Source organism: uncultured Microbulbifer sp. (genome assembly GCF_913055755.1).
Taxonomy (GTDB): domain Bacteria; phylum Pseudomonadota; class Gammaproteobacteria; order Pseudomonadales; family Cellvibrionaceae; genus Microbulbifer.
The window spans coordinates 1-14,982 of the sequence record NZ_CAJXKH010000093.1; the positions used below are offsets into that span (position 1 = coordinate 1).

Below are 14,982 nucleotides of genomic sequence, written 5' to 3' on the forward strand. Positions count from 1 at the left end.
TCGTCCAGCATGGAGGCGTTGGCCAGTTCCATGCCGGTGAGGTCCATGATCATCTGCTGGAAGTTCAGCAGGCCCTCAAGGCGGCCCTGGGCGATTTCCGGCTGGTAGGGGGTGTAGGCGGTGTACCAGCCCGGGTTTTCCAGCACGTTGCGCAGGATCACGTTGGGGGTGATGGTGTCGTGGTAGCCCATACCGATGAAGGTACGGAAGATCTTGTTGCGGCCGGCCAGGGCTTTCAGCTCCGCCAGGGCCTCGTGTTCATCCACGGCATCAGCCAGATCCAGTTCGCCCTGCTTGCGGATGGCGGCAGGCACGGTCTTCTCGATCAGTTCGTCGAGGGACGCCACGCCGAGGGTTTCGAGCATGGCCTGGGTCTGCGCCGTATCCGGGCCGATATGGCGGCGGATAAAAGCGTCGTGTTGTTCCAACTGCTTGAGCGAAGGCTGGGTCATAGTGGATGGATTCCTGTAAACACTGAAAGTGTGCGGCCGGCGGGCGCTGGGCCGAGACGGCTGCTCGGGGGAAGCGCCCGTGAAAGTACCGGTAAAAAATAGCAAATTGGCCGGAGGGTCAGGGGGCCGCTAAAGCCCGTGGCCCCTGGCCCGGCCGGCGCGCATCTTAGCAATCGCAATGATTGCGGGCAATTGGGTACAATGTGGGTCAAAAATATGCTGATGGATCGGCGTATTTGTGACAGATATCCTGTTTTAGCGCACTTGGCGTTATTTTATTCTGTGGTGGGGTGGAGGGTGCCGGCAGGCGCCGGGATCTTGACCATACTTGTTGGATAACTAGCCAAATAAACAAAAGCAGAGTTGCCTTCCCGGCACGGGGGTTGCAGCAATAAACAGTTGCCCGGGAATAAAAGCGCAAACTTTGTAAAGAATAATGGAAGTACCTAGGGAATCAGGGGTTCACCACCGTGCTGCGACTGTCCAGGTTCAACACTCTTCGCTTCAAGGCCTGCCTTTTCACGCTGCTGCTGGTGGTGACCATGTGCCTGTTCTTTATCCTGCTGGGCAATGGCAGCCTGCAGTCTCTGCTGGAGAAGAACCGCGAGAGCCGCTACCTCAGTTTCCAGCACCAGATCAGCGGCCTGCTGCAACAGTCCCGCCAGGAAGTGATGCAGCTGGCGGAAATGATCGCCCTCAACGAACACGGCCGCATCTCAAGCCGCGATGAACTGCGCAAGGTGATGAATCGCCAGTGGGAGCTGCTGCAGCACAGCTGGGGCCTGCACTCCCTGAAGATCTATGGCGATGCCAGCGAGCCCATCCTCACCTGGGGCGCTCCCCATGCCAATCTCAGCCCGGAAGTGGTGCAGCAGGTGCTGCGGCGGGGCCAGCCGCTGGAGCGGGTAAGGTGCGACAACGCCTGCGAGCAGAGCCTGTCGGTACCCATGCACTCCCACAGTGGGGATTACGTACTGCAGGTTGACCGCGCGCTGTCCCAGCAACTGCAGCGCTTCCGCGTTATGACCGGATCCGATATCGGCATTATCTCCGATGTCCGCGATGGGGGCGGCGAAGCCGGCTCCGAACAGGCTTCGGCCCATCTGGCCACCTGGGGGCGCGATGTGCTGGCCCTGACCTCCCGCGAGCGCCTGTTGCCTTTGCTGGTACAGGCGGCGGAGAAGAGTGACCTGGAGGGGCTGCAGGCGGCCCGCATCCAGCAATTCGACAATCGCCAGTACGATATCAAGGCCATGCGCGTGGATGTGGGCGGAGAGGGTGCCTATTTCCTGTTTATTGACGACGTCACCGGCCAGGTTCAGCACATCAAGGACTCGCTCAAGCTGTTGCTGCTGTTTTCCGTGCTGGGTGCGCTGGTTTTCAGTGCCGCGGTGGCGGGTATTCTGTGGCGTCCCACCGAGCGCCTGCGCCGCCTGTCCGAGGCTCTGCCACTGCTCACCAACGGCCGTTTCGCCGATGCCCGCCACCTGATCGAACCGGTGTACAAAACCTCCGGCAGATTCGACGAACTGGATGTGCTCGACAACACCGGGCTGACGGTATGCGAGCAACTCGAAGACATGAACGATATGGTGAGCCGCAAGACCGCACAGCTGGAACAGATTGCGATGCACGATTGCCTTACCGGGCTCGACAATCGCTACAGCCTGATGGAGCAACTGGAGCACTATCTGGAGGGGCGGCAGCGGCAGTCTGCACAGGAGCGGGAGCGCGGTTACCTGTTCTTCATCGACCTGGACGACTTCAAACATGTCAACGATACCCTGGGGCACCAGGGCGGCGATGAGCTGCTGAGCGTTATTGCCCGCCGTCTTCTGAGCGCGATGCGCTGCGGTGACATCGTTGCCCGCCTGGGCGGGGATGAGTTCTGCGTTTTTGTGCGCAACCTGCCGGAACCGGAAGCCTATAAAACCCTGGCGGAAAAGATGCTCAATACCGTGGCGCAGCCGGTCAAGGTGGTGGAGCACCTGGTGGAGGTCACCATGAGCGTGGGGGTGGTTGCCGTTGATGAGCGGGGGGATACCCTGGCCGGGATACTGCAAAAAGCAGACACCGCAATGTACTACGCCAAGCGCAACGGCAAGAACAAATACCAGCTGTATTCCACCGAGCTTCCCGCCCTGACTTCCTCCCAGGATGCACAAACGGCCAGGGGTTCCGTTGCCAACCTCGAACTGATCACCGGCCAACCGCGCTAATTGGCGCAATTGGCACTTTTTGCGGTGTCACAGGCGCCGCTCAGCGACTATCTTTAAAAGTACTCCCGCCGCAGATGCTATCTGGATCTACCCGAGTGCAGGTGGCTGTGTGGTGTGCGAAATTAAGGAAATCCGGCCATAAGCCGGCATGGAAGCAGTATCATCATGGCGCGAAAAATCTACACCACTAACGATCAATTACTGGGCAGTTACCTGTGCAATCTGCTGGAATCCGCCGGATATTCAGTGCTCACGCAAAAGACCCGGGTGGAGTCTCCGCAGACCAACAGTACCGTGTTGGACTGGCACTCTGAGCTGTGGCTGATACGGGACTCGGAGCTCGCCAAAGCACAGCAGTTGCTGAAGCAGGCCCTCTCCGCAGAAAGAGCCTGAGCCACATAACTGAACCCTTACATTTTCTCCAGCACTTCAATACCCAGCAGGTCGAGGCCGGTGGCAAGGGTGCGGGCTACCAGATCGCACAGCTGCAGGCGGCTCTGCTTGTCCTCTTCGCTCACACCTTCTTTCAGCACCGGGCAGGCCTCGTAGAACGCCATGTAGGCGCTGGCCAGTTCGTACAGATAGGTGCACAGCACGTGGGGGAAGGTGTCCTTCGCCACCTGGTCCAGTACCTCGCCAAACTGGTTGAGCTTGATTGCCAGTGCGCGCTCGGCATCGGTGCCGAGTTTGATTTCCCCGGTCAGTGACGACGGCTCCACCCCGGCGCGACGGAAGATGCTGCGCACGCGAGTGTAGGCGTACTGCAGGTAGGGTGCGGTGTTGCCCTCGAACGCCAGCATGGCGTTCCAGTTGAACACGTAATCGTTGGTGCGGGTTTTGCTCAGGTCGGCGTATTTCACCGCGCCGATACCCACCACACGGCCGATTTCCGCCTGTTCCTCGGCGCTCAGCTCCGGATTCTTTGCCGCTACCAGCGCGGTCGCGCGTTCCACCGCTTCATCCAGCAGCGCCGCCAGCTTTACGGTGCCGCCGGTACGGGTTTTGAACGGCTTGCCGTCGTCGCCCATCATGGTGCCGAAGGCGCAGTGCTCCAGGGTCTGCTGGTCGGCGATGTAGCCGGCCTTGCGCGCTACGGTGAACGCCTGCTGCAGGTGCAGGGACTGACGCGCATCCACCACATAGAGGATACGGTCGGCCTTCAGTACATTGGCGCGGTAGCGGATCGCTGCCAGGTCGGTGGTGGCGTACAGGTAGCCGCCACCGCGTTTCTGGATGATGACGACGCTGGGGTTGCCCTCCTTGTCCGCCATTTCCGGCAGGAAGGCGACGATCGCGCCCTGGTCTTCCACCGCGATGCCGCGGTCCACCAGGTCTTTCACCAGGACCGGCAGATCGTCGTTGTACTGGCTTTCGGCATACACGTCTGACCGCTTCAGGGTCACCTTCAGCTTGTCGTAGATCTCTTCCGCGTGGCTGATGGAGATATCGATAAAGCGCTGCCACAGCTTCAGGCAGTCGGCGTCGCCACCCTGCAGTTTCACCACGTATTCGCGGGCGCGGTCGGCGAAGCCTTCTTCCTCGTCGAAGCGCACCTTGGCCTCGCGGTAAAAGACTTCCAGGTCCGCCAGCGCCACTTCTGCGTCCTGGTTTTCCATCTGGTCCGCCAGGTGTGCCAGCAGCATGCCGAACTGGGTGCCCCAGTCGCCCATGTGGTTCTGGCGGATCACGGTGTGGCCCTGGAATTCCAGCAGGCGCGCCAGCGCATCGCCAATGATGGTGGTGCGCAGGTGGCCCACGTGCATCTCTTTCGCCAGGTTTGGGTGGGAGTAGTCCAGCACCGCGGTCTGCGGCTCGGCGACCTTGGCGATGTTCAGGCGCTCGTCGGCGCGGGCCGCGGCCAGGGTCTTGCCCAGCCAGGCCTCGCTCAGGTGGATATTGATAAAGCCGGGGCCGGCGATTTCCACCTTCTCGATCATGTCGCCCTTGTCCAGGTTGTCCACGATCCTGGCCGCCAGCTCGCGCGGATTGGTTCCCACTTTCTTGGCCGCGGCCATGGCGCCATTGGCCTGGTAGTCGCCAAAGCCGGCTTTCTTGGCCGGGGCTACGGCCGGGCTGCAATCGGCGGGGATGCCGGCGGCGGTCATGGCGGCCTGGAAGATGTCGTTGAGCTGTTGGCGAATATTCATAGGTGGGCGCTGATCCGGGTTTGGAATTCTTGGACAATATAGGAGAACGCGGGATTTTAATGTGCGCTGGGGGCTTTGCAACCTGCGCCGGGCTCGCGGGCTGGGTTAACATGGCCCGCGTATCTTGAATTTGGGGGAGACATGTCCGGCACCACACTCTACTGGCACGACTATGAAACCTGGGGCACGGACCCCGGCGCAGACAAACCCTCCCAGTTTGCCGGTATCCGCACCGATGAGGATCTCAATATCGTCGGCGAGCCATTGATGATCTACAGCAAGCCTGCCAGTGACTGCCTGCCACAGCCGATGGCGGCGCTGGTGACCGGCCTGGCGCCGCAGGTGGCGCTGGCAGAGGGGATGCCGGAGATCGACTTTATCCGCCGCATTCTCGACGAACTGGGGGCACCCGGCACCTGCGGGGTGGGCTACAACAGCCTGCGCTTCGACGATGAGGTCACCCGCCACACCCTGTACCGCAACCTGCTCGACCCCTACGAGCGCGAGTGGAAGTCCGGCAACAGCCGCTGGGACATCATCGATATGGTGCGCCTGACCTACGCCCTGCGCCCGGAAGGTATCCAGTGGCCAGAGCGCGAGACTGCGGACGGCAAGCACGTGCCGTCGTTCCGCCTCGAGGAACTCACCGCGGCCAACGGCATCAGCCACGAGGGCGCCCACGACGCGCTGTCGGACGTGCGCGCGACCATTGATATGGCGCGCCTGATCCGGGAAAAGCAGCCGAAACTCTACGATTACGTCTACAACCGGCGCCGCAAACAGGAGGTGGCAAAGCTGCTCGACCCCCAGGCGCGCAAGCCGCTGCTGCATATCTCGGGCAAGGTGCCCGCCACCCACGGGCACCTCACCTATGTACTGCCGCTGGCGATGCACCCGGTCAACCGCAACGCGGTTATCTGCGCCAACCTGGCCATGGACCCGCAGCCGATCCTGGACCTGGAGCCGGACGCCCTGCGCGAGCGCCTGTACACTGCCCGCGACAAGCTGGGTGAGGGTGAGCTCCCCGTCGGTCTCAAGCTGATTCATCTGAACAAGTGCCCGGTGCTGGCGCCGGGCAATATGCTGGGCGACGCGCGCGCCGCCGAACTCGGCATCGACAAGGCCGCCTGCGAGGCAAACTGGCAGAGGCTGCGGGAACTGGACCTGACCCGAAAGCTGCACCAGGTGTTTGTAGACAGCGAATTCCCCGCAAGGGACGTGGAAGGGCGCCTCTACGACGGCTTCCTCAACGACGCCGACCGCGACCTGTGCCGCCAGCTGCACCGGGCGCTCGCCAGTCGCGGGCCCGAGGTCCTGGCCGGGGAGGTGCCGTTTACCGATGGGCGCCTGCCGGAGCTGTTGTTCCGCCTGCGCGCGCGCAATTACCCGGAGACCCTGAACGCGGAAGAGCAGCAGCGCTGGGAGACCTGGCGTTACCAGCGCCTGACAGACCCGGCATTCGGGGCCAGTCTTACCCTGGAGGGCTATTTCGAGGAGATTGCGCGGCTGCGGGAGGAGTATCCGGAGCGCAGCGAGCTGCTGGATCAGCTCGAGGTGTGGGGCGATAGCCTGCTGGGCTAAAACTGTTGCCGGTTGCGGCTGTTCTCCCAGGGGGCCCGCGCGTAGAATAGCCGCCCGGTAATGCAGCCGGTGATCCCGGCGCAATCAGTGCTTAAAGTGGAGCAGCAATGGACTTTATTGGCGCCAACATCCTTTCCGTCAGCCAGTTCGAACGCGGTGATATCGACCGCATCTTTGCCGTGGCAGATACCATGGTTCCCTACGCCCGCCGGGAAAAAGTCACCCGGGTACTCGAGGGCGCGATCCTCGGTAACATGTTTTTCGAGCCCAGCACCCGCACCCGGGTCAGCTTCGGCTGTGCCTTCAACCTGCTCGGTGGCACTGTGCGCGAGACCGTCGGTGTTTCCGCCAGTTCACTGGCGAAAGGTGAATCTCTCTATGACACCGCGCGGGTCCTCTCCGGATACTCCGACATAATCTGCATGCGCCACCCGCAGGCCGGATCGGTGGCGGAGTTCGCCGCCGCGAGCCGGGTGCCGATTGTGAATGGCGGCGACGGCGCCAACGAGCACCCGACCCAGGCGCTGCTCGACCTGTACACCATCCGCAAGGAACTGGAAGGCAAGGGCGGCTCCCTGGACAATTTCCGCATCGCCATGATCGGCGACCTCAAGCACGGCCGCACCGTGCACTCCCTGTGCAAGCTGTTGTGCCTGTTCAAGAATGTGCAGCTGGTACTGGTATCACCGGGCGAGCTGGCAATGCCGGATGCAGTGGTGGAAAAACTGCGCGAAGCCGGGCATCAAGTAAGCATTACCGATCAGCTGGAACCCTCGATCAAACATGTGGATATTGTCTATTCCACACGTATCCAGGAAGAACGCTTCGAATGCCAGGCCGACGCCGACCGCTACCGCGGGCGCTTCCGCCTCAATCGCGACATCTTCACCCGCCACGCCGAACCCAACACCGTGATCATGCACCCGCTACCCCGCGACTCCCGCGCGGAAGCCAACGAACTGGATCCGGACCTCAACGAACACCCAAGCCTCGCCATTTTTCGCCAGACCGATAACGGTCTGCTGGTGCGGATGGCACTGTTTGCGATGTTGCTGGGGGTGGAAGACAAAGTGGGCGATTACGCGCGACCGGTAACCTGGCAGGTGCGGCGGAATCCGATTTGATGGTGGTGTCGGAACGCTTCTAAATGTTTTTTGGGGCGGTAGGGGAGCCTGTCTACATGCTTCCCGCCGCTTCGAGCATAGCCGTTAGATCTCACCGCGGCGGTATTTTTCACCCAGGTCTTTGAACAGGTCAAGAAGGCCACCTTCATAGAGGAAGTTGTCGGCGAACATGACTTCCTGCGGCCTAAAAAACTCCTCCATTTGAACTGAGTGGTCTTTTCTTGACCGGTTGATGATGGCATATCCGCCCACTCCCGGGCCCGCATTCATCGCGCGCTGAATACAGAGCATTTCCCCATCCACATCCTCATCGTGACCCGTCATACCCCCAGGATGCATGCCGCCATCTGCGGGCGGCTTTTGGAATTCCGTCAGCGCATCGGGAAACCAGGCGAGCATACTCAGTGGGTAATCTGCCTGAGTTGAAGAGAATATCTCTCCTCCATTCTTCAGTGGTCGTGGTTTTTTATCTGAAATCAGAACACTTAGATATTGGTTCTGTCGAAAAAAAACGACGGTGGTGTTGTCGCAATTTGGGTCATCTGCCCGGGCCAGCTCTATAGCATCTATAGGTGGTTTCTCATTGAGATTTATTCGTGGTAACTGCTTTTTGATTGAGTACTTTGGTTTTGGCATCCAGCTCATTTAAAGATCCTTGGAGACATAGGTAATTGCTTCGGCGTCTTCCAGCTGCTGGAGGTTGACAGGCTTGCGCTCGAAATTAAGGGTTTCCACGGCACCGAACTGGTTATCGGATTCCTTAATGTTGTTCCTGGTTAATCCATTTCCTTCGTAATATTGGTTGTTTCCTATCTTGCTTTGCATTGCCATTCTTTGTTTTAGCTGTTCTTTGGTGATGTCAGATAGGTCCGTAGTATCTAGATAATCACTAAAATGATTGGTCTGAGTAGACCAGGGAGTTTTTAGAAACTTGCCATCCACAGCTGCTTGGTAATGCTGCGCATACTGCTCCTGAAACTCAGGTGTCATGGTGATATCGGTAAATCCTTCAGGGAAATCATCAGGCAGCTCTTTGTTGGCAAATTTACTGACTTTTTCAAACGTGGCGGGAACACTTTTTACCCCGGTGAGAGGAGCTGATTTTTCTGTGTCGATGACAATCAGTGCATATTTTGTCTTCGGGTTGTAGTCAAGCCCCAGTTTTTCGGATATGAGACGAGCATCCGAATCGGCGTCTTCCAGTTGGTCGAAACTGGTAGACCAGTACTTGGCACCGTTGCCGCTCACTCCGCGCATGGGCGCTCCCAGCATGCCCGGCTCTCCGTTATTGGTGAGGTAACGGCTTTCCATAAAGCGTACCTGGAAGCGCTCTTGGGACACATCTCCGGATTGCGCCAGGGCTTTCAGTTCGGTGTCGGTGTATTTCGGTTGGTAGCCGTTTCTGGAAATCTCACTCGTCATGGAATTCAGGCGTTTGACGGCATCCTCGAGAGAGGCGGGTGGTACACCTTTGCGTTTGCTGAAATCAGTTTTGCCGCGAGTCTTGGGTTTGGCTTCCTTGGCGGGAGCTTCTGCAGGTCTGGGGGCCTCAACTTCGCCGTGGCTTTCAAAGTCTGCAAAACCCGCTTTTTCTTTGCCCGCCGCGTCACCATGCCGGGCTCTTCTGATCTTCTTGACCTGATCTCCAAACTCCAGCAGCAAATCCCCGACCTTGCGGAAGCGTATAAAGTGCCGGGCCTGCGCGGCGGCGCTGGCGGCGAGGCCGGCGCCGGCGGTTACTGCGGCGAGCAATATGGTGAAGAGAACTTCGAAGGCGGCGGCACCGGAGAACTCGGTGATCTCGATGGTGTGCTGGGCTTTGACGTAGTCTTTGACGAAGCGCCGCAGATCGGCCTGCAGCGTCGGGTCTTCCCAGATCAGATCCGCCAGTTCGGTGGCTTTGTGGAACTGTTCCCGGGTGATGCTGCTGGGGTCAAAGCCGAGTACTTGTACCAGTTCCCGCTTTTCTGCCGTCAGAACTTCATGCTGGTAGGCGTCGAGCAGGTTGTCCCCGTTTTCACTATTGCGCTGCAGTGCCTTCTGGCCCGCCTGGATTCCTCGCAGGGTACGGTGTACCGGGTTGAGCACATCGTTGACGTCCTTGAGCCACTGGGCGAAATCGGCACCCGCGTTCCACAATCCGGTAAGGAATGCACCGGTATAGATCAGGGCGCGGCCGCTACGGGTTTCCTGTTCGAGCAGGCGGGTGTGCTGCGCGGCTTCCGCTTTTTCCTGGGCAACGATAGCGGCCAGTGCCTGACGAATTTTGACGCGCAGGATGGCCCGGTTGTCTTCGACAGGGGGTGCATCTTTTTTTGTCGACCCCGAGGCGATTTTTGTAAATCGGATATCGCCGTGGTAAATGGCATCGAGAATCAACGGCCAGCGGCCCGGCAGGGCGCTCATCGAATTGCCCGGGGCGGGATGCAATACAGAATTGCTTACATGTGCATCGCGCCAGTTGGGTCCGAGTCGCCTTGACAAGCGCTGTTGTAGTTCACCATCCAGGTGGAAGAAAAAACTATTCTCTGCCTCAAACAGTTGACCGCAATCAAATCGCGCCAGCGCTTCGACAGCTTCAACGTATTCGCCTGGGGCTGGAGACTGAATCCAGTGGCTCGCAGAGAGCAGGTAGGTATTTCCGGAACCATCCGTAAGTTTGCAGAAAGACATATCCGTGTCTGTGGAAATTTAAGACCGGAGGATGCTAACGCAAAGTGTTTGTGCGCGAAAGTGAGCTATTGAAATTGGGACGGGCGTGCACGAAATGGAAGTCGTTGGATTTTTTTCTTTTGGTAGGGTATTTGCCGCCGCCGTATCAGTTTGTCGGGTCTCGGCGGCGGCAAATTTAGAAATGGGGGTCAGTCATTACGACTGGTAACTTCCAGCAGGTGATAGCCGAACTGGGTTTTTACCGGTCCGTGCACCTTGTTCAGTTCACCGGTGAAAACCACCTTGTCGAACTCGGGTACCATCTGGCCCTGGCCGAACTCGCCCAGGTCGCCGCCATTGCGGCCGGAAGGGCACTTGGAATACTGCTGGGCAATCTTGCCGAAATCGGCACCGTCTTCGATCTGCTTTTTCAGATCTTCACACTGCGCTTCGCTCTCTACCAGAATGTGTCGGGCTGTTGCTCTTGCCACGGGATTCTCCCTGTTGAAATGGAAATTGTAAAAATAGCGCGCACAGCTTAGTGGCTCCCGTGCGCGACAACCAGTGAAACTTTTCCCGAAATGTTACTGCCCCTGGCCAGCCAACGCCGCGAAGGTATTGCACTTGTTCACATCGCCGGACGTGAACCCCTGGCGGAACCAGTAAGCGCGTTGTTCGGCACTGCCGTGAGTGAAGGCATCCGGTGACACCGCGTGGCCGGAGCGGCGTTGCAGGTGGTCATCGCCGACCGCCGCTGCAGCCCGCAGGCCCTCCTCGATATCCCCGGGCTCCAGCATCTGGCGATCCCGGTGGGCATAATAGGCCCATACCCCGGCAAAGCAGTCCGCCTGCAGTTCCAGCATTACGGAAAGCCGATTGGCGGTGACCTTGTCGGACTGCATGCGCGCCTGCTGCACCTTGGCCGAGGTGCCCATCTGGTTCTGCACGTGGTGGCCGACCTCGTGGGCAATCACATAGGCGAAAGCGAAATCCCCTGGCGCGCCGAGCTTTTTCAGTTCGTTCAGGAAGCTGAGGTCGAGATATACCTTCTGGTCGCCGGGGCAGTAGAAGGGCCCCACCGCGGCGGAGCTGAGTCCGCAGGCCGAGCGCACGGCTTCGTTGTACAGTACCAGTTTGGGGGTCGAGTACTGGGAGCCCGCCTGCTGGAACAGTTTGCCCCAGGTGTCTTCGGTATCCGCGAGGACTACCGAAACAAACTGTGCCACTTCATCGTCGGCGCCGGGTTGCGCGGGGGCGTGGGGTTGCCCATCCGGTCCCACCTGTGTGGATTGGCTGCCGGGGCTGCCGCTAAACAGGTGGCCGCCAAAGTAGTAGACCGCCGCCAGTGCCAGCAGGATCAGCCAGCCCTTTTTGCTGCGCAGCAGAAACGGCGCCAGCGCCAGCAGGTTGCCGAGGCCGCCCATACCACCGCCGGGGGCGCGCTCCCCGCGGCGGTCTTCAACATTCGAACTTCTGCGACCCTTCTGCCAGCGCATGGTGATACCTCTCAACTCACGTCTGCACATGCCAATTGATATGGCATTTGAATAGAGTCTAGAACAGCTGGCGCCAGTTTTTGTTTTATCCGTGGGACGTTATCCTTGTCTGTGTGTTCACAGTGGTATCTTTGTCGCACGAATACCCCTTTGGCGTTGCAGGACTGGACGGTAACTTTGTCATTAATTCCACTATTTCCACTGAATCTGGCGCTGTTTCCCGGCATTACTTTGCCCCTGCGCATATTCGAGCAGCGCTATCTGCGCTTGGTGACCGAATCTCTCAAGTCGGAAACCGGGTTCGGCGTGGCGTTGATTCGCAGTGGCAAGGAAGTGGGGGCGGCAGAGGTGTGGCCGCTGGGCCTGTATGTGCGCATTGTCGACTGGAGTCAGGGGGAGGAGGGGTTGCTGCACGTGGATGTCCTGGGGCACTCCCGCTTCCGCGTCCTCGATACCTTTGTCGAGGAAGACGGCCTGCGTATGGCGGAAGTCGAATGGCTGGAAGAGGAAGCCGCCCACCCGATCCCGGAAAACTGCGATGGCCTGCTGGCGGTACTGAATGAACTCAAACAGCACGCGGCCATGCTGTCACTGAAGTTTGACCCGGTGGACTCTGCCGAGGCGCTGTCCTGGCAACTGGCGCAGCTGCTGCCGCTGGAGGATGCGGCGCGGGTGGAATTGCTGGCGAGCCAGGATCCGCTGGAGCGCCTGGCCAGTATCGCCAGCAATCTGGACCGCTGGGCCCACGAATAACACGACAACAACAACGAAATATCTCAGACAAAAAGGCGATGCATGGAAGGATTGGCTCTGCTGGGGATAGCGCTGCTATTTACGGTGATTATCGGCTCGATACTGGGCATTCTCGCATTTAGCGAGGTGCGCAGCCTGCGCACCCAGGTGCGGGAGCTGAGTGCGCGATTGCACGCCGGGCAGGGGTCGGTCGCCGCGAAGGCTGAGCGTCCAGCTGCAGAATCTTCGCCCCCTGAATCTCCACCGCCCGCCAATGAACCCGAGGCCTCCGCCGATCTGTGGCTGGAGGACGATCTCGCCCGGGTGGCGGACGCGCTGGACGATATGCCTGAAACCATAGTGCCTGAAACCACAGTGCCGGCTGCCGCGACGATCCCCGCCGGCCGGCAAAAATCCCTGTTCGATCGCATTCAGGAAAACTGGATGGTGTGGCTCGGCGGTGCCTGTGTGGCGCTGGCGGGTATCTTTCTCGCCCGCTACGGCATCGAGCAGGGGCTGTTGGGGCCGAAGGTGCGGGTGGCTGCGGGTCTGATGATTGCGCTGGCGCTGTATCTGGCGGCGGAATGGATGCGGCGCAAAACCGGTGGCAGCAGCCCGGTATTCGCCGCACTGGCCGGCGGTGGTGCGATTACTGCCTTCGCTGCGGTGCTCTCCGCGGTGCACCTGTACCAGCTGTTCAGTCCCGGGTTTGCTTTCGGCCTGCTTGCAGTAGTGGCGGTGGTGACCATGTGGCTGGCGCGCCTGCACGGGCCGGTGCTGGCGGCCATCGGCATGCTGGGCGCTTACGCGGTGCCGCTGCTGGTGTCCTCCGGCAGCGGCAACCTGCTGGGGGCACTGGTTTACAGCCTGATCATCACGGTTTCGGTATTGTTGCTGTTGCGCTATGTCTACCGCCCCTGGCTGTGGCTGGGCATGCTGGCGGGCGCGCTGGGCTGGTGGCTGCTGTCCCTCACCGGCAATCAGGTAGACGGCTGGCGCGGACCCTATCTGGCGGTACTGGCGTATCTGCTGTACAGCGTGGTGCCCGGGGACTGGTTGCTGCGGGGTGCGGGCAGCGGCTCTGCGGCGGCGCGGGCGGTGGAGAAATTTCTGCTGCCCGGTGCGCTGGTCATTGTGGCGGCGCAGTGCGTGTCGATGCTGGTTGCGGGGTTCGACAGCGAATCTGTTTCCAGCTGGAGCTACCTGGCGCCGGTACTGTCCGGGCATGCACTGCTGACCTGGGGGCCGCTTGCGGTGGTGTTGCTGCTGGCGGCGCGCCATCGCCCTTCGCTGGCAGTAGTACCGATGGCAATAGTGCCCTGGGCGCTGTATCTCGGGCAGCTGGCGATGTGGCTGCTGCTGCGTCTCGACCGTGCGCCGGATATTGTTGGGCAGTGGCAGCTGACACCCTGGCCGGTGGCGCTACAGGGGGCCTTCCTCACTTATCTTGCGGTTACAGCGCTGCTGTTTTCCGGCATGGCGCTGTGGAATCTGCGCCGCGGACTGGCCCGCTACTGGTGGGCATCACTGGCGGTGATGGCGCCGCTGCTGGCGCTGTTGGTGGGTTACCTGCTGGCGGCGGATTACCTGCCGGTTTACCTGTGGTGCCTGCTGGCGGCCATCTTCGGTGCCATATTCCTGTTCCTCGGCAGATTTGGCTACGGCAGGCGCTGGCCGAAGGCGGCCGTGGTGTGGCTGTTTGTGGCCGGGCACTTCGGTTACACCCTGGCGGTCAGCCTGTGGCTGGAACAGGCCAGCCTGACCCTGGCGCTGGCGGTTCAGGCGATTTCCCTGGCCTGGGTGATCCGCCGCTTTGATGTGCCCGCCCTGGGCTGGTTGCTGAAGGGCGTGCTGCTGCTGGTGGTGGTGCGGCTTACCCTCAATCCCTGGTTGCTCACCTATACCGCCGATACCCACTGGTCCCTGTGGACCTACGGCGGTTCCGCCCTGTGTGCCTGGATTGCCACGCGCCTGCTGCGACAGCCCGCGCCGGGGCTTGCCCGCTGGGCCGAGGCCGAGGCGCCGGTCCTGGGCATGGAGGTCGAGGTGGTTTCGCGCGCCGCGCAGGGGCGGCACATCGCGACGGACCTCTACCACGGCGGGCTCTACCTGCCGCAGCATGGCGGCCTGCACCCGGCGCTGTTCCATGCAGGGCTTCTGGCCTCGGCGCGCGAGGCCGGGGCGGTCGTCGTCGACCATTGCCCGGTTACTGCGATCGCGGGGGCGCCCGGCGCCTGGCGGATCGGCTACGGCCGCGGCGAGACATGGGCGTCGGAGGTGGTCTATGCCGGGAACGGCTATACCGGGGGTGGCGCGGGACCGTTTCCCGATATCGCCCGGCGCCTTGTGCCGATCCCCTCGACCATCATCGCCACCGAGCCGATGGGCGAGAACCGGGTCGGCGCACTGTTTCCTGGTGGGAACATGATCGTCGAAACCCGCGCGACACATGGATATTTTCGCCCGGACCCCTGGGGCGAGCGGATCCTCTTCGGCGGCCGCGCCTCGCTCAACGTGCTGCCCGAGCGCGAGAGCGCGCGGCGGCTGAGGGACATGATGCTGAGCGTCTTTCCCGAGCT

At 60.7% G+C, this 14,982-nt stretch carries 11 protein-coding genes and 1 pseudogene; 6 read left to right on the forward strand and 6 right to left on the reverse strand.

Annotation, left to right across the window (positions count from 1 at the left end; genetic code table 11):
• A pseudogene (locus QZ511_RS13825) lies at positions 1-452 on the reverse strand (glycine dehydrogenase (aminomethyl-transferring)); the annotation flags it as partial.
• A gap of 470 nt (positions 453-922) precedes the next feature.
• Here QZ511_RS13825 and QZ511_RS13830 point away from each other — a divergent pair.
• Together QZ511_RS13830 and QZ511_RS13835 are read left to right on the forward strand one after the other, a co-directional pair.
• Positions 923-2,671 carry a diguanylate cyclase gene (locus QZ511_RS13830; protein ID WP_295803194.1) on the forward strand — a complete coding sequence of 583 codons (1,749 nt, stop codon included), beginning with the start codon at positions 923-925 and terminating at the stop codon, positions 2,669-2,671.
• 165 nt (positions 2,672-2,836) lie between these two features.
• On the forward strand, positions 2,837-3,064 hold the full coding sequence (locus QZ511_RS13835) for a hypothetical protein (RefSeq protein ID WP_295803195.1): 228 nt from the start codon (positions 2,837-2,839) through the stop codon (positions 3,062-3,064).
• Positions 3,065-3,081: 17 nt separating this feature from the next.
• Here QZ511_RS13835 and argS read toward each other — a convergent pair whose 3' ends face one another.
• A complete protein-coding gene (argS, locus tag QZ511_RS13840; protein WP_295803196.1) occupies positions 3,082-4,818 on the reverse strand; it encodes an arginine--tRNA ligase in 1,737 nt (578 codons plus the stop codon).
• Between the two features lie 141 nt (positions 4,819-4,959).
• Here argS and sbcB point away from each other — a divergent pair, with 141 nt between their 5' ends.
• The gene (gene sbcB / locus QZ511_RS13845) at positions 4,960-6,399 is read left to right on the forward strand and encodes an exodeoxyribonuclease I (RefSeq protein WP_295803197.1); all 1,440 of its coding nucleotides are present in this window, start codon (positions 4,960-4,962) and stop codon (positions 6,397-6,399) included.
• A gap of 107 nt (positions 6,400-6,506) precedes the next feature.
• Entirely contained in the window at positions 6,507-7,523 is a 1,017-nt protein-coding gene (locus QZ511_RS13850) for an aspartate carbamoyltransferase (protein WP_295803199.1), read from the forward strand.
• A gap of 84 nt (positions 7,524-7,607) precedes the next feature.
• Here the strand turns inward: QZ511_RS13850 and QZ511_RS13855 are convergent, their stop codons facing one another.
• From QZ511_RS13855 to QZ511_RS13870, 4 genes are all read right to left on the reverse strand, one after another.
• On the reverse strand, positions 7,608-8,168 hold the full coding sequence (locus tag QZ511_RS13855) for a hypothetical protein (RefSeq protein WP_295803201.1): 561 nt from the start codon (positions 8,166-8,168) through the stop codon (positions 7,608-7,610).
• On the reverse strand, positions 8,169-10,196 hold the full coding sequence (locus QZ511_RS13860; RefSeq protein ID WP_295803203.1) for a hypothetical protein: 2,028 nt from the start codon (positions 10,194-10,196) through the stop codon (positions 8,169-8,171). It lies immediately after the preceding gene.
• A 188-nt stretch (positions 10,197-10,384) separates the two neighbouring features.
• Complete coding sequence (locus tag QZ511_RS13865) at positions 10,385-10,666, reverse strand: peptidylprolyl isomerase (protein ID WP_295803205.1); 282 nt, start codon at positions 10,664-10,666, stop codon at positions 10,385-10,387.
• A 93-nt stretch (positions 10,667-10,759) separates the two neighbouring features.
• Positions 10,760-11,671 (reverse strand): neutral zinc metallopeptidase, encoded by a 912-nt coding sequence (locus QZ511_RS13870; protein ID WP_295803206.1) that lies wholly within the window; start codon positions 11,669-11,671, stop codon positions 10,760-10,762.
• A gap of 177 nt (positions 11,672-11,848) precedes the next feature.
• On the opposite strand from QZ511_RS13870, the gene QZ511_RS13875 reads away from it, so the two are divergent.
• Positions 11,849-12,424, forward strand: a complete 576-nt coding sequence (locus tag QZ511_RS13875) for an LON peptidase substrate-binding domain-containing protein (RefSeq protein WP_295803207.1) — start codon at positions 11,849-11,851, stop codon at positions 12,422-12,424.
• 42 nt (positions 12,425-12,466) lie between these two features.
• A partial coding sequence (locus tag QZ511_RS13880) for an FAD-dependent oxidoreductase (RefSeq protein WP_295803209.1) occupies positions 12,467-14,982 on the forward strand: 2,516 nt, incomplete at its 3' end.

What these genes read in the sequence shown, in the direction of transcription:
- QZ511_RS13835 (WP_295803195.1), top strand. Translation starts at nt 2,837, where the DNA reads ATGGCGCGAAAAATCTACACCACTAACGATCAATTACTGGGCAGTTAC.
- argS (WP_295803196.1), bottom strand. Translation starts at nt 4,818, where the DNA reads ATGAATATTCGCCAACAGCTCAACGACATCTTCCAGGCCGCCATGACC.
- sbcB (WP_295803197.1), top strand. Translation starts at nt 4,960, where the DNA reads ATGTCCGGCACCACACTCTACTGGCACGACTATGAAACCTGGGGCACG.
- QZ511_RS13850 (WP_295803199.1), top strand. Translation starts at nt 6,507, where the DNA reads ATGGACTTTATTGGCGCCAACATCCTTTCCGTCAGCCAGTTCGAACGC.
- QZ511_RS13855 (WP_295803201.1), bottom strand. Translation starts at nt 8,168, where the DNA reads ATGAGCTGGATGCCAAAACCAAAGTACTCAATCAAAAAGCAGTTACCA.
- QZ511_RS13860 (WP_295803203.1), bottom strand. Translation starts at nt 10,196, where the DNA reads ATGTCTTTCTGCAAACTTACGGATGGTTCCGGAAATACCTACCTGCTC.
- QZ511_RS13870 (WP_295803206.1), bottom strand. Translation starts at nt 11,671, where the DNA reads ATGCGCTGGCAGAAGGGTCGCAGAAGTTCGAATGTTGAAGACCGCCGC.